The organism is Shinella fusca (genome assembly GCF_014203155.1).
Taxonomy (GTDB): Bacteria; Pseudomonadota; Alphaproteobacteria; order Rhizobiales; family Rhizobiaceae; genus Shinella; species Shinella fusca.
In genome coordinates this window covers 130,555-149,819 of record NZ_JACHIK010000006.1, presented here as the reverse complement: position 1 = coordinate 149,819, position 19,265 = coordinate 130,555, and the positions used below count along the sequence as shown (strand labels likewise).

The 19,265-nt window shown below is 66.5% G+C and carries 23 protein-coding genes; 5 read left to right on the top strand and 18 right to left on the bottom strand.

All coding sequences use genetic code 11. The features are described from left to right. Positions 1-134: 134 nt before the first annotated feature. From tilS to ruvC, 13 genes are all read right to left on the bottom strand, one after another. Positions 135-1,406, bottom strand: coding sequence for a tRNA lysidine(34) synthetase TilS (tilS, locus tag HNQ66_RS11175; protein WP_184144106.1), 1,272 nt, complete (start codon positions 1,404-1,406; stop codon positions 135-137). Positions 1,407-1,419: 13 nt separating this feature from the next. Next, a complete protein-coding gene (gene ybgF / locus HNQ66_RS11170) occupies positions 1,420-2,418 on the bottom strand; it encodes a tol-pal system protein YbgF (protein ID WP_184144104.1) in 999 nt (332 codons plus the stop codon). A 153-nt stretch (positions 2,419-2,571) separates the two neighbouring features. After that, a complete protein-coding gene (gene pal / locus HNQ66_RS11165) occupies positions 2,572-3,108 on the bottom strand; it encodes a peptidoglycan-associated lipoprotein Pal (RefSeq protein WP_184144102.1) in 537 nt (178 codons plus the stop codon). 240 nt (positions 3,109-3,348) lie between these two features. Further along, positions 3,349-4,653, bottom strand: coding sequence for a Tol-Pal system beta propeller repeat protein TolB (tolB, locus tag HNQ66_RS11160; RefSeq protein ID WP_184144100.1), 1,305 nt, complete (start codon positions 4,651-4,653; stop codon positions 3,349-3,351). A 21-nt stretch (positions 4,654-4,674) separates the two neighbouring features. Continuing rightward, positions 4,675-5,787 carry a hypothetical protein gene (locus HNQ66_RS11155; protein WP_184144098.1) on the bottom strand — a complete coding sequence of 371 codons (1,113 nt, stop codon included), beginning with the start codon at positions 5,785-5,787 and terminating at the stop codon, positions 4,675-4,677. Positions 5,788-5,796: 9 nt separating this feature from the next. Further along, positions 5,797-6,249 (bottom strand): protein TolR, encoded by a 453-nt coding sequence (gene tolR, locus HNQ66_RS11150; RefSeq protein WP_184144096.1) that lies wholly within the window; start codon positions 6,247-6,249, stop codon positions 5,797-5,799. 79 nt (positions 6,250-6,328) lie between these two features. After that, positions 6,329-7,045 (bottom strand): protein TolQ, encoded by a 717-nt coding sequence (gene tolQ / locus HNQ66_RS11145; RefSeq protein WP_184144094.1) that lies wholly within the window; start codon positions 7,043-7,045, stop codon positions 6,329-6,331. A gap of 306 nt (positions 7,046-7,351) precedes the next feature. Continuing rightward, the gene (ybgC, locus tag HNQ66_RS11140; RefSeq protein WP_184144092.1) at positions 7,352-7,834 is read right to left on the bottom strand and encodes a tol-pal system-associated acyl-CoA thioesterase; all 483 of its coding nucleotides are present in this window, start codon (positions 7,832-7,834) and stop codon (positions 7,352-7,354) included. A 4-nt stretch (positions 7,835-7,838) separates the two neighbouring features. After that, entirely contained in the window at positions 7,839-8,879 is a 1,041-nt protein-coding gene (gene ruvB, locus HNQ66_RS11135; RefSeq protein ID WP_184144090.1) for a Holliday junction branch migration DNA helicase RuvB, read from the bottom strand. A 40-nt stretch (positions 8,880-8,919) separates the two neighbouring features. Further along, a complete protein-coding gene (gene ruvA / locus HNQ66_RS11130) occupies positions 8,920-9,537 on the bottom strand; it encodes a Holliday junction branch migration protein RuvA (RefSeq protein WP_184144088.1) in 618 nt (205 codons plus the stop codon). 11 nt (positions 9,538-9,548) lie between these two features. After that, a complete protein-coding gene (locus tag HNQ66_RS11125; RefSeq protein ID WP_184144086.1) occupies positions 9,549-9,965 on the bottom strand; it encodes a type II toxin-antitoxin system VapC family toxin in 417 nt (138 codons plus the stop codon). After that, on the bottom strand, positions 9,946-10,206 hold the full coding sequence (locus HNQ66_RS11120; protein WP_184144084.1) for an AbrB/MazE/SpoVT family DNA-binding domain-containing protein: 261 nt from the start codon (positions 10,204-10,206) through the stop codon (positions 9,946-9,948). The genes HNQ66_RS11125 and HNQ66_RS11120 overlap by 20 nt, the downstream gene beginning before the upstream one ends. 55 nt (positions 10,207-10,261) lie before the next feature. Then, positions 10,262-10,774 (bottom strand): crossover junction endodeoxyribonuclease RuvC, encoded by a 513-nt coding sequence (ruvC, locus tag HNQ66_RS11115; RefSeq protein ID WP_184144082.1) that lies wholly within the window; start codon positions 10,772-10,774, stop codon positions 10,262-10,264. Positions 10,775-10,934: 160 nt separating this feature from the next. Here ruvC and HNQ66_RS11110 point away from each other — a divergent pair, with 160 nt between their 5' ends. Beyond that, positions 10,935-11,936, top strand: a complete 1,002-nt coding sequence (locus tag HNQ66_RS11110) for an LLM class flavin-dependent oxidoreductase (protein ID WP_184144080.1) — start codon at positions 10,935-10,937, stop codon at positions 11,934-11,936. 111 nt (positions 11,937-12,047) lie between these two features. Here HNQ66_RS11110 and HNQ66_RS11105 read toward each other — a convergent pair whose 3' ends face one another. Together HNQ66_RS11105 and HNQ66_RS11100 are read right to left on the bottom strand one after the other, a co-directional pair. Further along, positions 12,048-12,794 carry a YebC/PmpR family DNA-binding transcriptional regulator gene (locus tag HNQ66_RS11105; protein ID WP_184144078.1) on the bottom strand — a complete coding sequence of 249 codons (747 nt, stop codon included), beginning with the start codon at positions 12,792-12,794 and terminating at the stop codon, positions 12,048-12,050. 165 nt (positions 12,795-12,959) lie between these two features. Then, on the bottom strand, positions 12,960-13,451 hold the full coding sequence (locus HNQ66_RS11100; RefSeq protein WP_184144076.1) for a hypothetical protein: 492 nt from the start codon (positions 13,449-13,451) through the stop codon (positions 12,960-12,962). Positions 13,452-13,583: 132 nt separating this feature from the next. Between HNQ66_RS11100 and HNQ66_RS11095 the strand changes: the two genes are divergently transcribed. Further along, the gene (locus tag HNQ66_RS11095; RefSeq protein ID WP_184144074.1) at positions 13,584-14,117 is read left to right on the top strand and encodes a pyridoxamine 5'-phosphate oxidase family protein; all 534 of its coding nucleotides are present in this window, start codon (positions 13,584-13,586) and stop codon (positions 14,115-14,117) included. Between the two features lie 9 nt (positions 14,118-14,126). Here the strand turns inward: HNQ66_RS11095 and HNQ66_RS11090 are convergent, their stop codons facing one another. Both HNQ66_RS11090 and HNQ66_RS11085 read right to left on the bottom strand, forming a co-directional pair. Then, positions 14,127-14,951, bottom strand: coding sequence for a TIGR00282 family metallophosphoesterase (locus HNQ66_RS11090; RefSeq protein WP_184144072.1), 825 nt, complete (start codon positions 14,949-14,951; stop codon positions 14,127-14,129). A gap of 9 nt (positions 14,952-14,960) precedes the next feature. After that, the gene (locus HNQ66_RS11085; protein WP_184144070.1) at positions 14,961-15,545 is read right to left on the bottom strand and encodes a 5-formyltetrahydrofolate cyclo-ligase; all 585 of its coding nucleotides are present in this window, start codon (positions 15,543-15,545) and stop codon (positions 14,961-14,963) included. 185 nt (positions 15,546-15,730) lie between these two features. On the opposite strand from HNQ66_RS11085, the gene HNQ66_RS11080 reads away from it, so the two are divergent. Further along, positions 15,731-15,952 carry a helix-turn-helix domain-containing protein gene (locus tag HNQ66_RS11080; protein ID WP_184144068.1) on the top strand — a complete coding sequence of 74 codons (222 nt, stop codon included), beginning with the start codon at positions 15,731-15,733 and terminating at the stop codon, positions 15,950-15,952. 3 nt (positions 15,953-15,955) lie between these two features. Here the strand turns inward: HNQ66_RS11080 and HNQ66_RS11075 are convergent, their stop codons facing one another. Then, the gene (locus HNQ66_RS11075) at positions 15,956-16,942 is read right to left on the bottom strand and encodes a sugar-binding domain-containing protein (protein WP_184144066.1); all 987 of its coding nucleotides are present in this window, start codon (positions 16,940-16,942) and stop codon (positions 15,956-15,958) included. A gap of 283 nt (positions 16,943-17,225) precedes the next feature. On the opposite strand from HNQ66_RS11075, the gene tal reads away from it, so the two are divergent. After that, on the top strand, positions 17,226-18,188 hold the full coding sequence (tal, locus tag HNQ66_RS11070) for a transaldolase (RefSeq protein WP_184144064.1): 963 nt from the start codon (positions 17,226-17,228) through the stop codon (positions 18,186-18,188). A gap of 250 nt (positions 18,189-18,438) precedes the next feature. Next, positions 18,439-19,239, top strand: a complete 801-nt coding sequence (locus HNQ66_RS11065) for an inositol monophosphatase family protein (RefSeq protein ID WP_184144062.1) — start codon at positions 18,439-18,441, stop codon at positions 19,237-19,239. The last annotated feature ends 26 nt before the right edge of the window (positions 19,240-19,265 follow it).

Here is a 19,265-nt window from a genome sequence, read left to right as displayed (position 1 = left end):
CCATGCGGCCTTGCCAAGGCAAAGCGCGCGCTCCCACGGGCTTTTGTCAAACTATCGTCAACGGCCGGAGTGCCGAAAGGCCGCCCGGCGCCGCGCCGTGGGCATAGTCTAGCACACCGCGCCCGCCCGCGCCCTCATTCGTTCGGCGGAGACGGGAAGGGCGCGCAGCCGAAAAGCGTCGCGAGCGCCTGTGCCAGCGGCAGGTCGAAGCGCGGCAGGAAATGCGCATAGGGCGCGATCACCAGCGCGGCATCCGCTCCCTCCTGTACGAGCCCGCCATCCTCGAAATTCAGGCGCGGTGCGGCGCGCGCCGCCCGCTGGGCGGGGCCGCGCAGCCCTTCCCCCAGCGCATCGCCGGCGGCGGAAACCACGAACGTCCGCTCCGTCCGGTTCGCCACACGGCAACGGCCGTCCCAGACGGCGATTGCGCCCGACGGAACCGCAAGCGGGGCAATGCCGCGGCATTCGCGGTAGAGGTAAAGGCCGTCGCGGCGGCGGTCGAAGACGACGCGCCCCGCCGTCAGCCGCGACAGTGTGCCGCTGGCAAGGAAGGTGCGCAAACGCGCGGCCGAGCGGGCTTCGAGCCCATGGGCCCGCCCGCCCGCTGCCGCAGCAAGCACGAGAAGGCCGCGCCAGGCCGCGGGGTCGGCGAGCGCAGCCCCGATGGCCGGCACCGGAAGCGTGAAGAGTGGGCCTTCAGCGGCAACGTTCGCAGCCAGGAACGCGGCGGCATGCTGCGACAACCACAAGCGGCCGGCGGCCGCTTCCGGTCCCTCGCCCGCCTCGCGGACCCGCACCCGCTCGAAGCGCGGGTTGAGATTGCTCGGATCCTCGATCCAGCCCTCTCCCCGCGCGGCGAGGAAGGCGCGGATATCCTGCCGCCCGACGGCGAGGAACGGCCGCAGCAGCCAGACGGCGCCGTCGAGAAGGACGCCCTCCGCCATGCCGGAAAGGCCGATCCCTTCCGGCGCGCGCGCCGCACGCATGGCGACGGTCTCGGACTGGTCGTCCCGCGTATGGGCGGCGAGGATAGCGTCCGCGCCCATCTCGCGGGCAGCATCGACAAGCAGGCGGTAGCGCTCCGCCCGGGCGGCGGCCTGAAGGCCGGAGGCCGGTTTCGGCCCTTTCCAGCGGCGGGTGGCATGCGCGATTCCGTGGCGCGCGCAAAGCACGGCGACCGCGGCGGCTTCTTCAGCCGAACCGGCGCGCAGGTCATGGTCGACCGTAGCGGCGCAGAACGTGATGTGGGGGTGGCGGCCCGCGCTCAGGAGGGTGGCGAAGGCGATGAAGAGCCCGGTCGAATCGCTTCCGCCGGAAACGGCGGCAAGAAGGCGTGCGGGGCGCTGGAAGGTCTTGAGGAAACGGTCGGCGGCCGCAAGGACGGGATCGTCGAAGGCCACGGTCATCGTCCGCCCGCGATCAGCAGGACAGGCGGCTCTGTTCGGAAGAAACCTTGCTCTTCACGGCCTTGGAGGCGTTCGGGTAGCGCTTGGTGACTTCGCGCAGCGTCGCGCAGGCGGTTTCGCGGTTGTCGAGGGCGGCGAGCGACATGCCGAGCTTCAGCAGCATTTCCGGCGCCTTCTTCGACTTGCCGTAGGTCTGGTGCGCGTTGAGGAAGGTCTTGGCCGCGTCGTTGTAGTTGCCCTGCGAATACTGTGCCTCGCCGAGCCAGAAATTGGCGTCCGCCGCCTTCTCGCTGTTCGGGAAGATATCGAGGTAGTCGCGGAATTCGCGCTCGGCGACCTGATAGTCGCCGGCAAGCACATGGCCGTAGGCGGACTGGTAGAGGTCTTCCGGCTTGTCGAGCGAGGCGGTCGAGGATTGCGAGGCCTGCGGCAGGTTGTCGTCGACGCCGGGCAGCGCATCGCCGCCGGTGGAGGCGCTCTGGTTGTCGAGGTTCGGGTTGGCCTCCGCGCCGATGGGGTTGCCGTTCTCGTCGAACTGGATGCTGCCGAGCTCCTGCGGCTGCGCGCCGAGCCCCTCGCCGCCGGTGGCGGCGTCGGCCCCGGCGGTCTGATCCGCCGGAACCGCGTTCGATGCCGTCTGCCGGTCGGCGGTGCCGCCGTCCACCGGCTTGTCGAGCGCGCCGCTCTTGCCGCTCGCCTTGCCCTTGCCGCTTTCAAGGTCCTGGAAGCGGTATTCGTTGTCTTCCTGCGTCTTGCGGAGCTGTTCCTGCATCTGCAGGAGCTGGTAGCTCATCTCCTCGATGCGCCCGTTGAGGGTGCGGATCTGCTCTTCGAGCTGGCCGACCCGCGGGTCCATCGCCTGGGCGAGAACGACGCCGCCGTTTTGGGCGTGCCCGCCCTTGGCCGGGAAAAGGTCGTTCATCAGCGTCGAAAGCGGCGACGCGTTGAGCGGCCCGACCGTGCCCACCACCGCTGCGAGACTGAGAACGCCTGCCGCGACAAGTTTCTTCATCTATCTTCGTCCTGTTGGTCCTGTTGTGCGCCGAAGCGCGGGGCGCAAGAGTTTTCCAAATACACTCAAAAAGCAACGGAGTTCGGCCAAAGTGTGTTGAAAAAAGAAAGGCGGCCCTGCGGCCGCCTTTCACACTTGCCTGCGGGCAAGGAATTACATGCCGGCGCCGCCGAGAACGGTGACCGCGCGGCGGTTCTGCGACCAGCAGGAAATGTCGTCGCAGACGGCGACCGGCTTTTCCTTGCCGTAGGAGATCGTCTTGATGCGGTTTGCCGGGATGCCGCGCGAAGCGAGATACTGGCGGGTCGCGGCCGCACGGCGTGCGCCGAGCGCCAGGTTGTATTCACGCGTGCCGCGCTCGTCGGCATGGCCTTCGACCGTGATCGCGTAGTTCGGGTAGCGCTGCAGCCACTGGGCCTGGCGGTCGAGCGTCGCGGCGGCGTCTGCGCGGACCGACGAGGAGTCGGTGTCGAAGAAGATGCGGTCGCCGACATTCACGGTGAAGTCCTGCTGCGAGCCGGGCGTCGCGGCGCCCGCGCCGCCGTTGAGGCCGAGGTCGCCGGCGCTGTTCGGCAGGTTCTTCTTGGAGGCGCAGCCGGCGAGGGCAAGCGTCATGACGAGCGCGATCATCACCGGGTTGCGGGCGATGGTCTGCATGCGGCCAGCGGCCGGGGTATGAATGCGGCTCATGAGCCGGTCTCCTTGCATCAGTTCTTGCGTCAAGTGCGTTGAAGCACGGGTTTCAATCAGGGTTGCCGGACTGTAACCCGAAGCGGTTAATCGGCGTTCAACGACTATGGTTAACGATTGCTTTAAAGACCGTCCCCGGCCCCTCGCATTCCCGGTGGGCGCGCATCCGCCGCGCCCTGCCTTTCGCCTGTTTGCAGGACTTTGCGGCAAGATCGCGGCAGGCACGCGCCCGCACTGGCGCTATTCCAGAAGCGGCGACCAGGCCGGGTCCGAGGCAAAGCCCTTCGTCGGCACGACCTGCTCGTTATAGCCGGTGAGGTCGATCGAATAGATCTGCGGCCCGCCCGCGCCCGCCGCCTGGCGGAAGAACATCAGCACGCGGCCGTTCGGCGCCCAGGTCGGGCCCTCGTTGTGGAAGCCCGTCGTCAGGATGCGCTCGCCCGAGCCGTCCGGCTTCATCACGCCGATGGAGAACTTGCCGCCCGACTGCTTGGTGAAGGCGATGAGATCGCCGCGCGGCGACCAGACCGGCGTCGAATAGGAGCCGTCGCCGAAGGAGATGCGGCGCTGGTTGGAACCGTCGGCGCCCATCACGTAGAGCTGCGGCTTGCCGCCCCGGTCGCTTTCGAAGACGATCTGCGTGCCGTCCGGCGCGTAGGAGGGCGAGGTGTCGATGGCGGCCGTGGAGGTCAGGCGCGTCGTGGTGCGCGAGCGCAGGTCCATCGTGTAGATGTTGGAGTTGCCTTCCTGCTGGAGGCTCATGATGACCTTCTGGCCATCCGGCGAGAAGCGCGGCGAGAAGGTCATGCCCGGGAAATTGCCGACGACCTCGCGCTGCCCGGTCTCCAGCTGGAGCAGGTAGACGCGCGGCTGGTTGCCCTCGAAGGACATGTAGGTGATTTCCTGCCGGTTCGGCGAGAAGCGCGGCGTCAGCACGATATCGTTGCCGTTCGTCAGCGCGCGGGCGTTGAAGCCGTCCTGGTCCATGATGGCGAGCTGGCGCTTGCGGGCCGTCTTCGGGCCGCTTTCGGCGACATAGACGATGCGCGTGTCGAAGTAGCCCTTCTCGCCCGTCAGGCGCTCATAGATCGCGTCGGCGATTATGTGCGCCACGCGGCGCCAGTTCTCCGGCTGGGTGAAGAACTGCTGACCGGTGAGCTGCTGGCCGGCGAAGGTATCCCACAGGCGGAACTCGGCGCGAAGGCGCCCGTCGCCTTCCTGCGTCACGCGGCCCGTGACGAGGGCCTGCGCGTTGATGACCTTCCAGTCCTCGAAGCGCGGCGCCTGGTCGGGGTTGGAGATCTTCTCGATGAAGGCCTGCTTGGCGACCGGCGCGAAGAGGCCGGAGCGCTTGAGGTCCGCCGCGATCACATCGGTGATGCGCTGGCCGAGGTCTCCGCTGGCGACGAAGTCCGTGACGGCGATCGGCAACGGCTCGACATTGCCCTTGTTGATGTTGATTTCGACAAGCGCCCAGGCCTGCGGCAGCGAGGCTGCAAGGCCGGTCAGCACGACCAGCAAGCGGAGGAGATTGCGTCTGAACATATGTCTAGGCCTTCCCTAGTTCTACATCATTTGACTCGGATCGAAGTTCACGACGACTTCGCTCCAGGCGTCATATTTTTCCGGCGGCAGGCCCTTGAAGGGCCGCGATTTCATGATGGCGCGGCGCGCGCCGCCGGCAAGCGCCCGGCGCGCGGATTCCGAGCCGCCCGTGGCAGTCACTTCCGGCTCGCCGATGATGTCGCCGTTCTGGTCGAGCTGCATCTTGACCTGGATGCGCACGTCAGCCGCATCCGAAAGGCCGGGGATGATCGACCAGTTGTTCTGGATCTGGCCGCGCAGCGCGTCCATCTCGCTCATCGAGAGCTTGGAGCCGGTCGTCGTCTTCTTGCCGCCGAGGGCCGCCTGCTCCTGCGAGCGCTTGGCGCCGCCGCCGGCCGCCTTTTCCTTGTTGAGAAGCGCGGCGATCTCGTCGGCGTTGAAGTCGCTGTCGTTCAGCGAGCTCGCCTTCTCCTGCTTCTTCTTCTCGTCCTTCTTGCGGTCGGGCGTCTTGGCGGTCTGGGCCTTGGCCGTTTCCGTCTTCTTCTCTTCCGGCTTCTCTACGGGCTCGGCCTTCTTCTGCTCGACCTTCGGCTTCATTTCGGGAAGCGGCACCTTGTCCGGCAGCGCCTCGGCTTCCGGGTCCTCGGCGGGCTTGTCTTCGCTCGGCGTCGCCTCGGGCTTCGGGTCCGGCTTGACCTCCTGCTTGGCCTCGGGGAGCGCTGCGACCTCCGTGGAGGGCTCGCTTGCCGACTTTTCGGGCTTAACCTCCTCCACCGGCTTGGTGTCCGGCGTCTGGACGACCTTTTCCGCCTTTTCGGGCGAGGCGGCGGTCTCGATGTCGCGCGGCTTTTCCTCCGGCGTCGGCAGGTTCTTCAGGTCGACCTCGTTGTCGCCGGCATTCTGCGCATTCTCGACCGGCGTTTCCTTCTTGGTCGGAATGGGCGCGGCCTTTTCCTTCATCTCGGCCTTCTTGTCGCCCTGCTGGATTTGCGTCAGCTCCTCGATCGACACGATGTCGACCGGCAGCGCCTCGACATCGGCGACGTCGAAGCTCTCGGGACGGCCGAGCGAGACCAGCGCCCAGGTGATGACCAGGGCGTGAAGCACGGCGGATGTGGCAAGGCTGCCCTTCATGGCGTGCGGTTACCTGTCCGGTTTCTGCTCGGTGACGAGGCCGATATTGGTGAAGCCGCCGGCCTGGATGCGCGACATGACGTCGGCGATCACGCCGTAGGGCGCATTGCCGTCCCCGCGCACGAAGATGCGCTCGGTATAGCCGGTCGTCGCGACGGCCTGGAGCTTGGCGGCGATCTCCTCGACGGGGATTGCGGTTTCCTGCAGGAAGACCTGGCCGTCGGCCTTGACGGAGACGGTGATCGGCTGGGTATCGGCGTTGAGGGCTTTCGCCTGCGTCTTCGGCAGGTCGAGCGGCACGCCGACGGTCATCAGCGGCGCTGCGACCATGAAGATGATGAGCAGCACGAGCATGACGTCGACCATCGGCGTCACGTTGATCTCGCTCATCGGCGCGCGCCTGCCGCCTCCGCGGCGCCGCCGCCCGCCTCCGCCATTCTTCGCTCCGACTGACATGCCCATGGCGTCGTCTCCGTCTGTGGCAGTTCCGGCAAGCCTGCGATGGATTTGCGTCGGAACTGCGAAATACCCTGGTGGCCGGTTACTGCGCTGCCGCGCGCGGCTGCAGCTTCTCGTCGATCTGGCGCGAGAGGATGGCGGAGAACTCGTCCGCGAAGCCTTCCATGCGCGCCGTCAGCTTGCCGGCATCGGCGGAGAACTTGTTGTAGGCGATGACGGCGGGAATGGCCGCGACGAGGCCGATGGCCGTGGCGAGCAGCGCTTCGGCGATACCGGGCGCCACCACCGCAAGGCTCGTCTGCTTGGAGCCGGCGATCGCCTGGAACGAGGTCATGATACCGACGACCGTGCCGAAGAGGCCGACGAAGGGCGCCGCCGAGCCGATGGTGGCGAGCGAGCCGAGCCGGGCTTCCAGCGCCTCGGATTCGCGGGCGAGCGTGACGTCCATCGCCCGGTCGATGCGCATCTGCAGCCCTATGGGTGAGCGCGCCCCGCGCTCGAAGCTCTTCTTCCATTCGCGCATGGCCGCCACGAACATGGCGCTCATGCCGCTCGTCTGGCGGTCGGCAAGCGTGCGGTAGAGCTCTTCCAGCGACTGGCCGGACCAGAACACCTGCTCGAAGCTGTCGAGCTGGCGGCGGGCCTTGCCGTAGCTCACCGATTTGTCCACCACGATGGCCCAGGTCCACACGGACGCGGCGATAAGGCCGAGCATGACCAGCTTCACGATGAATCCGGCCTGGATGAAGAGACCCCAAAGGGTCACGCTGCCTGCCGCTTCCAAACCCACTTGTTCCATAGACCTATGTCCCCGAATCCAAACACCCGGCACAGGCGCTTGCGGCCCGAACCGGGTAACATTCCGCCGTCACGGATCCCTGGGAGGAAAAACCCGCTTCGGCATTCAAAAACGTGCGTCGCCCGGAAGGATTTTCGTCCGCACCCGCTTCGCAACCCGTCAAGAATGTCCGGTTGATGCCGCCGGCCGCCATGCCGGTCAAACGCTTACAACCTGCCTTCTTCACGGCAATTTTGGTTAAAGGATGACGTGCAGTGCACAAAATCCTCACCAGCCGAGTAAGACATCATTATGGTTAAGGGAGTGTTACTGTCCGGCCCCGCCGGAAACGGCCGCCACCTTGGCGAGGAAGCGCGCCGCCAGCGCCTCGGGCAGCCGGCGCGGCCGGCCGGCCGCATTGATGACGGCGATGATGACCCGCGCGGCGATCAGCACCTGCTCGCCCCGGCGGATCTCCTGGTCGAGGATCATCTTCGCCCCGCCCGCCTTTTCCGTGGACGTCAGGATCGTCAGGATATCGTCCATGCGCGCGGGCGCCTTGAAGTCGATCTCCATGCGGTGAACGACGAAGACGAGGCCCTCGCGGTCCTCCTCAAGAATGAGGCTGCCCTGCTCCACGCCGAGGAGCCGCAGGTAGTCCGTGCGGCCGCGCTCCAGGAAATGCAGGTAGCGGGCATGGTAGACGACGCCGGAGAAATCCGTGTCCTCATAATAGACGCGCTGCACGAGCCGGTGGCCCGCTTCCGTCAGCTCACCGGAAAGATGGTGGTTCGTTTCGGTCACGGACATGCCCTCACTCGTCCTCCAGCCCCAGCCGGAACTGCGTCGCCTCGATATCCTTCGGCGGCGTGAGGCCGAGATGCTTCCAGGCATTGGCCGTCAGCACGCGCCCGCGCGGCGTTCGCTGGATGAAGCCCTGCTGGATCATGTAGGGCTCGATGATGTCCTCGATGGCGTCTCGCGGCTCGGAAAGACCGGCCGCGATGGTCTCGATGCCGACCGGCCCGCCGCCGAAATTGTGCGCGATCATCGAAAGGTAGCGCCGGTCGAGCTGGTCGAGGCCCATATTGTCGACGAGGAGCCGCGTCAGCGCCTCGTCGGCGATCTTTTGCGTCACGGCCTCGGCCCTCGCCACTTCCGCGAAATCGCGCACACGGCGCAGCAGGCGGCCGGCGATGCGCGGCGTGCCGCGCGCCCGCCGCGCGATCTCGCGCGCGCCCTCGTCCGTCATGCCGAGGCCCATCAGCCGCGCACCGCGGCGCACGATCGATTCCAGTTCCTCGACGGTGTAGAAATTAAGCCGCACCGGAATGCCGAAGCGGTCGCGCAGCGGCGTCGTCAATAGGCCGAGGCGCGTGGTGGCGGCAACGAGCGTGAATTTCGACAGGTCGATCTTCACCGAGCGCGCGGCCGGGCCTTCGCCGATGATGAGGTCGAGCTGGAAATCCTCCATGGCCGGATAGAGGATTTCCTCGACGGCCGGGTTGAGGCGGTGGATCTCGTCGATGAAGAGCACGTCGCGCTCTTCCAGATTGGTGAGCAGCGCCGCAAGGTCGCCGGCCTTGGCGATGACCGGGCCGGAGGTCGAGCGGAAGTTGACGCCGAGCTCCTTGGCCATGATCTGCGCCAGCGTCGTCTTGCCGAGGCCGGGCGGGCCGACGAAGAGGACATGGTCGAGCGCCTCGCCGCGGTTCTTCGCCGCCTCGATGAATATCTTCAGGTTCGCCCGCGCCTCCGCCTGGCCGGTGAAATCGTCCAGCGTCTGGGGCCTGAGGGCCGTATCGATGTCCTCGCCGCGCTTGTCGGGCGAAAGCAGTCTGGTCTCGTCGCTCATTGAGCCCTAATCCCATTGTCGACGGAGGAAGGCAACCGCATCACCGCGACAATTCCTTGAGGCCGAGACGGATGAGCTTGGCGCTGTCGGCCCCCTCCCCGCCGTTCTTGAGCGCCGCCGCGACGGCGTTGGCCGCCTGGTCGCGCGAATAGCCGAGATTGGTGAGCGCCGAGACGGCGTCGGTAACCGGGGCGGAAGCGACCCCTTCGCCGATCTCCTGCTTGAGCCCGATGGACGCCCCCGCCTCGCCCGCGAAGGCCGGCGCCTTGTTGCGCAGCTCCGTGATGATGCGCACCGCCACCTTCGGCCCGACGCCCGGCGCGCGCGACACGGCCGTCTTGTCCTGAAGCGCGATGGCGTTGGCAAGCTCCCCCGGCGTCAGCGTGGAAAGGACGGCGAGCGCCACCTTGGAGCCGACGCCCTGCACGCTCTGCAAAAGGCGGAACCATTCGCGCTCCAGCGCCGTCAGGAAGCCGAACAGGCGGAACTGATCCTCCCGCACATAGGTCTCGATGAACAGCACCGCCGCCTCGCCGGCCGAGCCGAGCCTGCCGAGCGTGCGCGCCGAGCAATGGGCGACATAGCCGACCCCGTGCACGTCGAGGACCACATGATCCTCGCCGATCTCGTCGATTACGCCTTTGAGTTTGCCGATCATGGGAGGATCCGTCAGGGATGGGTTTCGGGAGAGATGATGTCGAGCGCGGGGAAATAGGTGCGGTAGCGGGCGGCATCGCGGGTGAGCAGGCGATGGGACCGGGCGGCCGCATGGGCACCGACAAGGAAATCGGGAAGCGTGCGCTCGCGAAGCCCGCCCGCCCGGCGATAGGCATAATGCGCCTTGCCTGCCGAAAATGCCGCCTCGTAGGACATCGGTTCGCGCCGCATGCGCAGCCAGCCGAAGGCAAGGTTCAGCTCCAGCTCGCTGAGCGGCGAGGTCGCCAGCTCCGACCAGACGACGGAATGAAGAACGAGTTCGCCTTCTTCCGCACAGCGCTTCAGTGCGGCAAGCGACCAGACGCGCTGGGGCCGGTCCGGACCGAGAATGTCGATCAGGACATTCGTGTCAACGAGGGTCGAGGTCATCACGCGGCCCCCGCAGCCATTCGAAATATTCGTCGGGCGTCATGCCATCGAGGTCCCAAGTCCCCTGGACGCTCGCCGCCCAATCCTCGAAATCCTTGAAGTCGGACTTACCGTCACCGGCCTTGACCAGCATCACGCCGTCCTCCGACACGACGAAGTCGACCTCCGAGCCCGGCTTGATGGCAAGCCGCTCGCGGATATCCTTCGGGATCGTCACCTGGCCTTTTTCCGTCACGCGCATGGTAATACCTCTACAGTATTACTTACCGGCACAACAGGAACAAGTCAAGAACAAATCAGCCGGCGAGCTTGGCGAGGCGGCCGGAAAGGCCCTGGCGGTTGTGGGCGTGGCAGATGGCGATGGCGAGCGCGTCGGCGGCGTCGTTGCCGACGAAGGTCGCCTTGGGCATCAGCACCTTCAGCATCATGTGGATCTGCTGCTTCTCGCCGTGGCCAACGCCGATGACGGCCTTCTTGACGGCGTTTGGCGCATATTCGGCGACGCGCAGGCCCGCGCGGGCCGGCACCAGCATGGCGATGCCGCGCGCCTGGCCGAGCTTCAGCGTCGCCGTCGCGTCCTTGTTGACGAAGGTCTGCTCCACCGCCGCCTCGTCCGGCTTGTAGCCGTGCACCACCTCGGCAAGGCCGTCGTGGAGCTGGCAGAGGCGCGAGGCAAGATCCATCTCGCCGTCGGAGGTCACCGTGCCGGAGGCGACGAAGCGCAGCGAATTGCCGAGCGTCTCGATGATGCCCCAGCCGGTGCGGCGAAGCCCCGGATCGATGCCGATGATGCGAATCGTTTCCTGCATGCAAAAACCCTAGTCCCGTTGGCCGGACCCTGCCAGTCAAATGTGAACAAAACAAAAACAAAGGAGCGGTTTGCGGAAAGCGGACCATCTTCGCTTGGATTTCAAGAAACTGAACCTACATGGGAGGGCAATCAAATTTCCTTAGCAAAGAGGCCGCGCCATGGTGCCCTTCTCGATCCTCGACCTGTCCCCGGTCACCGAAGGCGGCACCGTCGCCCAGTCGCTCGAAAATTCCCGCCGCCTCGCGCAGGAGGCGGAGGCAGAGGGCTACAAACGCTTCTGGCTCGCCGAGCATCACGGCATGCGCGGCATCGCCAGCGCCGCCACCTCCCTCGTCATCCAGCATGTCGCCGCGGGCACGAAGACGATCCGCGTCGGCTCCGGCGGCATCATGCTGCCGAACCATTCGCCGCTCGTCATCGCCGAGCAGTTCGGCACGCTCGCCGCGCTCTTTCCGGACCGCATCGACCTCGGCCTCGGCCGCGCGCCGGGCACGGACATGCGCACGGCGCAGGCGCTGCGCCGCAACCTCGACAGCGCGGCGAACGCCTTCCCGCAGGACGTGGTGGAACTGATGCAGCTCCTCGGGCCGGCGGGCCCCGACCAGAAGGTCATCGCCATTCCGGGCGCAGGCAGCAACGTGCCGGTCTGGCTGCTCGGCTCCAGCCACTATTCGGCGCATCTGGCCGGCATGCTGGGCCTGCCCTTCGCCTTCGCCTCGCATTTCGCGCCGGACATGCTGCTGAGCGCGCTGGAGATCTACCGCGAGCGCTTCGAGCCCTCGCAATATCTCGACAGGCCCCATGTCATGGTCGGCGTGATGGGTGCGGCGGCCGATACGGACGGCGAGGCGAACCATCTCTTCACCTCCATGCAGCAATCCTTCGTGCGCCTGCGCCGCGGCACGCCGGGCGCCTTCCCGCCGCCGGTCGACGATATGGATGCCTTCTGGAACGAGCAGGAGCGCATCATGGTCGAGCACACGCTGCAATATGCCGTGGTGGGCGGGCCGCAGACGATCAGGCGCCGCATCGCCGATTTCCTGGCGCTGACGAAGGCGGACGAGCTGATCGTGTCGATGCCGGTCTACGACATGGAGGCGCGGCTGAAATCGGTGCGGCTGTTTGCCGGGGCGCAGCGGGAGCTGGCTGAGGCGGCATAAAGAAGAAGGCCGGCGCCTTGGTAGCATCGGCCTTTTGCTATTTCAGCGTCGCCCTTTTCGTCATGGTCGGGCTTGGCCCGAGGATGACGGAAGGAGAGACTGGTGGCTCGATCAGGCCGACAGCTTCGCCATCACCTCGTCCGACACTTCGAAGTTCGAGTAGACGTTCTGCACGTCGTCGTCGTCTTCCAGCGTGTCGATGAGCTTCATCAGCGACTGGGCCTTTTCCTCGTCGACCGGCACCGTGTTCTGCGCCCGCCAGATCGCCTTGACGGTCTCGGCTTCGCCCAGCTTGTCTTCCAGCGCCTTGGAGACGTCGCCGATATCCTCGAAGCCGCAGATGATGGTGTGGCCGTCCTCGTCGCTCGTCACGTCCTCGGCGCCGGCCTCGATGGCGGCTTCCATGACGTCGTCGGCGCTGCCGACGGAGAGCTTGTAGGTGATCTCGCCGACGCGGTCGAAAGAGAAGGAGACCGAGCCCGTTTCGCCGAGCGCGCCGCCGGCCTTGGAGAAGGTCGAGCGGACGGAGGAGGCGGTGCGGTTGCGGTTGTCGGTCAGCGCCTCGACGATGACGGCGACGCCGCCCGGGCCGTAGCCCTCGTAGCGGACTTCCTCGTAGTTCTCGCTGTCGGCGCCGGAGGCCTTCTTGATGGCGCGCTCGATATTGTCCTTCGGCATCGACTGCGCCTTGGCGTTCTGGATCGCCAGGCGCAGGCGGGCGTTCATCGACGGGTCGGGCAGGCCCGTCTTGGCCGCGACCGTGATTTCACGGGCGAGCTTGGAGAACATTTTCGACCGCACGGCATCCTGCCGACCCTTGCGGTGCATGATATTCTTGAACTGTGAATGGCCAGCCATGGCACCCCTGTCTCGTTTGGCGCCCTTATCCTTCGGTCGCCGGTCACTGTGGCAGGGCACCCGCCGCGCCGGCGCGCCGGTCTCATGCCCCGATTTTCGAAATGCCGCCTTATAATTTCATTGCCGCCGCGCGTCCAGCAGTCCGGCAAACAAAGCGGCGAAAGCTCAGTTCGCCGTCACGCGGGCGCGGCTGAGCAGGAAGGAATGGCCGTCGTCGCGCTTGCAGGTGAGCCCCGTACGCTCCGAATAACAGGTGAAGGGACCGGCCGACCACACGTCGCCGTAGGGGATGACCTTGTCGCCGCCGCAGCAGCCCCGGTCGCCGACATTGGTGCGCACCACCGCCTTGCCGGCGCGCCCGAGCGTCGCGCGCAGGTATTTCGGCTCGACACGGTCGCAGGAAAGCTCCGGCCCGCCGTCGGCCGGCCGGTAGGTCGCCGTGCCGCCCTCGGGAATGTAGATGCAGCCGATATTGCCGGAGGGCATGACGAATTCTTCGGCAACGCCGAGCACGCGAACCGGCGCCTTTTCCACCGGCTGCATTTCCGTTCCGCGCGGCTTGCCCGATTCGGCGCCGGGCCCGCCGGGCGTCGGCGCCCCGGCCGCAAGGGCGGCGGTCGCAAAAAGCAGCAGGGGGACGGCGGACAGGAAACGCATCGCGGGCTCCGGCTTGAAAGGGCGAAGAATAGGCAGGGCCGGCCGCTCCGGCAAGCGCCACGCCCGAAGGTGGAACCTTGCCACTCGCCCTCCGTTCCCTTTCATCGACCGCAACGCTCGAAAGGAACAGCCATGTCCGACCTTACCAAGGCCCGTGAAAACCCCAAAGAGCAGCTTTTCGACGAGATCGACCGCATCCATGCCGGCATGCTCGGCCTCGAAGGCAGTTCTATGCACATGCAGCCGATGGCTCCGCAGCTCGACCGCCAGACGGGCACGATCTGGTTCTTCACCAAGACCGACACGGAGATCGCCGAGGCGATCGCTCCCGGCGCGCGCGCTCATTTCTGCGTGGTCGGCAAGGACCACGACTATCACGCCTGCATTTCCGGCCGCATCCTCCTGCGCCGCGACCCCGTCAAGATCGACGAATACTGGAACTCGGTGATCGAGGCCTGGTTCGACGGCAAGGACGACCCGAAGCTCACCCTGCTGGCGCTCGAGATGGAGGACGCGGAGATCTGGGCCTCCACCGGCAGCACGCTGAAATTCGGCTGGGAGATCGCCAAGGCCAACCTCAACCCGGACGAGGAGCCGGATGTCGGCGTGAAGACGCATGTCGACTTCACCGGCGGCCCCGCAGACCGGCTGCGCCACATGGTCTGACGGCCTGGCTCAGCGCCAGAAATCCGGCACCGTCTCGGCAAGGCGCGGGCCGAGGCGGAGCGGCGCGACCTTCTCCGCAAGGCCCGTACGGTCGGAAATCTCGACCGCCATGCCGCAGATCGTCGCCGGCCCCGAGGCCGCCTCGAAACGGCCCTTCGGCATCTTCGAGATGAAGCGGTTGAGCGGCTCCTCCTTCTCCATGCCGAGGGAGGAATCGTAGTCGCCGCACATGCCGGCATCCGACATGTAGGCCGTGCCGCCGTTCAATATCTGGCAGTCGGCGGTCGGCACATGGGTGTGCGTGCCGACGACGACGCTGGCGCGCCCGTCGACGAAATGGCCGAAGCACTGCTTCTCGCTCGTCGCCTCGGCGTGGAAGTCGAAGATCACGGCATCGGCCTGCTCGCCGAGCGGGCAGGAGGCGAGGATCGCCTCGCCCGCCGTGAAGGGGTCGTCGAGCTCGGGATGCATGAACACCCGGCCCATGATGTTGGAGACGAGGACGCGCGCGCCGTTGCGGGCGACGAAGAGATTGGCGCCGCGGCCGGGCGTTCCGGCGGGATAGTTGGCGGGGCGCAGGAACTGGTCGTGACGGCTTGCGAAGGTTACCGCCTCCTTCTGGTCCCAGACGTGGTTGCCGGTCGTCACCACGTCGGCGCCGGCATTGATCGTCTCCAGGAAGATGTCTTCCGTGATGCCGAAGCCGCCGGCCGCGTTCTCCCCGTTGACGACGACGAAATCCAGCTTGAAGTCGCCGATCAGCCCCGGCAGGCGCTCCCAGACGGCCGTCCGCCCGGTCTTGCCCACCATGTCGCCCAGAAAGAGAAAACGCATCTGCCCGCCTTACGAAACCTGTTGGAACATGCGGAAGCCGCTCTCGGTGAGGATCGCGTCCAGCGCGACGTCGTGCGGTTCCGCCGGTACTGATGCCACTTCCTGGCAGTCGAACGCAATGCCGATGAGTTTCGGCGCACCGCCTTTCGCCTTGAGGCGGTCGATGGCGCGGTCGTAGTGGCCGGCGCCGTAGCCGATGCGGTGGCCCGCCCGGTCGAAGGCCGAAAGCGGCACGAGCAGGATTTCCGGGTCGAGCACGGCGGCCTCCGGCCCCGGCCCGGTCGTGCCGAAGCCGGTCTTGATCACCGGCGCGCCGGGAACGAGCTCACGGAAGACGATGGTCTCGCGGTCGAGCACGACGGGAAGGCAGAGCCGCGCCCCGCGCGTGCGCAGATGCGCCATCAGCGGGCGGATGTCCGCCTCCGAGCGGATCGGCCAGAAACCGGAAATCACCGTGCCGGGCGTAAAATCGAGCCGGTCGCCGGCGTGATCGACCATGGCAAGGCTGCCCTCGATGCGCGCTTCCGCCGTCATCGCATCGCGCAGCGCCAGCCGCTCGTTGCGGATCGCCGCCTTCTCTTCCCTCTTCGTCACGGATCTCTCCCGCCCTGTTGCGCTCCGCTTACCAGCTAGCAGCGGCGGAAGGCAAATCCCCGTTTCCCTGCGACGCGCATCGGCCTGTTTCGAAACGGGACATGAGGAAGAAAAGCCGAGGCCCGCCGTTAAGCATCGGGGGCGCTTGTCCTTGCGCTGTCCGGCTCAGCCTTTAAGTCGGGCGCATGTCCTCGAAAGATGATCTTTCCCCGGTGCCGGAACTCAGCGAAATCGAACGGCGGTGCCTAGCACTCGCCGCCAACGGCCGGACGCCGGCCGATATCGTGCTGGAGACGGATATCGCGATGCCCCGGGTCGCCGAGGCGCTGCGCAGCGCCATCGACAAGCTCGGCGCGCGCAATATGACGGGCGCGATCTCCCGCGCCGTACGCCTCGATCTTCTTTAGGCTTCATGCAGCCGAAGAAATCTCCGCAAGCCGCAGCATCGCCTGCGCCGCGCCCTCGTCGGTGATCAGCGTGTTGCAGCCGACGCGGCGGATCGTGGCGCGGATCGCCGGGGCACGGTGCGCCCCGCCCGAGACGAGCACGATATGGCGCGCCTTCTTCACCGTATCGAGATCGATGGACATGACGCGGTGGCGGATCGGGTGGTCGATGGTGTGGCCCTCGGCATCGAGGAAATTGCACATCGTATCGCACACGCAGCCCGCCGCGATCAGCTCCTCCAGCTCGTGCCGGGCGATGAAATCGCGCGACAGGGAGCTGGCGTCAGGCCCGATATCGCCGCAGCTGACGACCGCGATATCCATGCTCTCCGCGATCTCGAACAGGGTCTTCAGCCCGCATTTCTCGATGAGGCTGCGCTTGGTCTCCTTCGAATCGACCAGCAGCGGGGCGAGGAACAGGTAGCATTCCGCGCCGAGCTGGCTCGCCAGCCGCCAAGTATATTCGATGGGGTTGATGTTGTGCGCCTCCACGACGCCGCCGAGCAGCGAGACGACCTTCACGCGCTCGCGCCGCGCGGGACGAAAACTGGCGAGCGAGGCCGTGAGCGTGCGGCCCCAGCCCACCCCCACCGTGCAATCGTCCGGGATCGCCTCGGTGAGGAACTGGCCGAGCGCCAGGCCGACGCTCTTTGCCGTCGCCTCCGCAGTGTCGCCCGCCGGCACCACCACGGCCTCGTCGAGACCGTAGGCCTTTTCCAGCCGGCCGGCGAGCTCGACGCAATCGCCGATGCCCTCGTTGATCCAGATCTGCACCTCGGAGCGTTTCAGCGCCTCGTCGAGCATGCGGATGACGGTGGTGCGGCTGACGCCGATCCTCTCCGCCACATCCTTCTGGGTGAGGCCCTGATTGTAATAGAGCCAGGCCGCCCGGAGCCGGAGCGCCGCCGATTCCGAATAGGCCGTGTGCGTATCGCGCCGAAGCCGTGCCACGTCGCCTCCCTTTGCTGCATCTTTGCGCACAGCTTAGCACATCGTGCGGCAAATGCGACATATGTTCAGAAGAATGAGCAAAAGTGCTTGACTTTTCCCCGGCGGAACGTCGATAGTCCACCCGTGTCGGCTGGCGGCTTTCCGTCGGCAGGCAAGGTGTGCCAGCGCGGACGGCGAGTGAAACGGAAGCACGCTCGCCGGCCGCGCTTCCACAGGAACATGGAGGAGGGCCCTGCGTTTCCCTGAGAAAGCGGCCCAGCAACAACCATTCGGGATTTCGGACATGGCATCCAAACTTGAACAACTCCGCGCGATGACGACCGTCGTGGCAGACACCGGCGATATCGAAGCCGTGCGCCGCCTGAAGCCGGTCGACTGCACCACCAACCCCACCATCGTCCTGAAGGCGCTCGGCACGCCGGCCTTTGCCGACACGGTCGCCGAAGCTCTCCGCTGGGGCCAGTCGCAGGGCGGCAGCCGCGAGGGCGTCGTCGCCGCCGTTGCCGACCGCCTCGCCATCTCCGTCGGTGCGGCGCTCGCCGAACTCGTGCCCGGCCGCGTCTCCACCGAAGTGGACGCCGACCTCTCCTTCGATTTCGACGGCTCCATCGCCAAAGCCCGCCAGATCATCAAGGCCTATGACGCGCGCGGCATTTCGCGCGACCGCATCCTCATCAAGCTCGCCTCCACCTGGGAAGGCATCCGCGCGGCCGAAGTCCTCCAGAAGGAAGGCATCGACTGCAACCTGACGCTGCTCTTCAACAAGGCCCAGGCCATCGCCTGCGCCGATGCCGGCGTGTTCCTCATCTCGCCCTTCGTCGGCCGCATCCTCGACTGGCACGTCAAGGCGACCGGCAAGACCTTCACGGCGGAAGACGATCCGGGCGTACTCTCGGTCCGCTCGATCTACGACTACTACAAGTCCAACGGCATCAACACGATCGTCATGGGCGCCTCCTTCCGCAACACCGGCGAGATCGAGGCTTTGGCCGGCTGCGACCGCCTGACGATCAGCCCCGCGCTGCTGGAAGAGCTCGACGCCGCCGACGGCAAGCTGGAACGCAAGCTCTCGCCGGAAAAGGCCGCCAAGGTTTCGCCGGTCAAGATCGACGAGAAGACCTTCCGCTGGATGCTGAACGAGGACGCCATGGCGAGCGACAAGCTCTCCGAGGGCATCCGCGCCTTCGCCAAGGACCTCGGCAGCCTGCGCGCCATGATCGACAAGGAACTGAAGGCCGCCGCCTGAAAGTAAGGCCCCTTCCCTTCTTGAAGGCCCGCCCGGTCCTCCCGGCGGGCCTTTGCTTTTGCCCCGTTCAGGCCCCCCTATGCAGCGGCGGCGCGCGTGCCTTGCACCCTTCTCAACGCTCAAGGCTTGAAACTTCGGGGGATTTGTGGTCTTGAGGCGCATCCCGGTCCCGGTGCATGCGCGCCGCGGCTTTCGCCGTCTCCCGGCCACCGGATAAAACACCGGACATTCCCGAAGGAACTCTAGCAGCATGGCCCGTTCAGCTCTTCTCAACGTCATGGTTCAGGCCGCGTTCAAGGCCGGCAAGTCGCTCGGGCGCGATTTCGGCGAAGTGCAGAACCTCCAGGTCTCGCTCAAGGGGCCGGGCGACTACGTTTCCCAGGCCGACCGCAAGGCCGAGAAGATCATCCGCGACGAGCTGATGAAGGCCCGCCCGACCTACGGCTTCCTCGGCGAGGAGAGCGAGGAGATCGTCGGCACGGACGGCGCGCACCGCTGGATCGTCGATCCGCTCGACGGCACCACCAATTTCCTGCACGGCATTCCGTTCTTCGCGGTCTCCATCGCGCTGGAGCGCAACGGCGAGATCGTCGCCGCCGTCGTCCTCAACCCGGCGACCGACGAGCTCTTCACCGCCGAGCGCGGCGGCGGGGCCTTCCTCAACGACCGCCGCCTGCGCGTCGCCGCCCGCAAGAACCTTTCCGACGCCGTCGTCGGCTGCGGCGTTCCGCATCTCGGCCGCGGCAACCACGGCAAGTTCCTCATCGAGCTGCGCCACACGATGGGCGAAGTCGCCGGCGTGCGCCGCATGGGCGCGGTCGCGCTCGATCTCGCCTATGTCGCCGCCGGCCGTTTCGACGGCTTCTGGGAACGCGACCTGATGCCCTGGGACATGGCGGCCGGCGTGCTGCTGATTCGCGAAGCCGGCGGCTATGCCAGCGACCTCGAGGGCGGCAACGCCATGTTCGACACCGGCACCATCGTCGCCGGCAACGAATATATCCACAAGGCGCTGCGCGAAGTGCTGCACCGCCCGGTGCCCGCGCGCTAAGGCGCGGCACGGACGGCGTTTTCCCG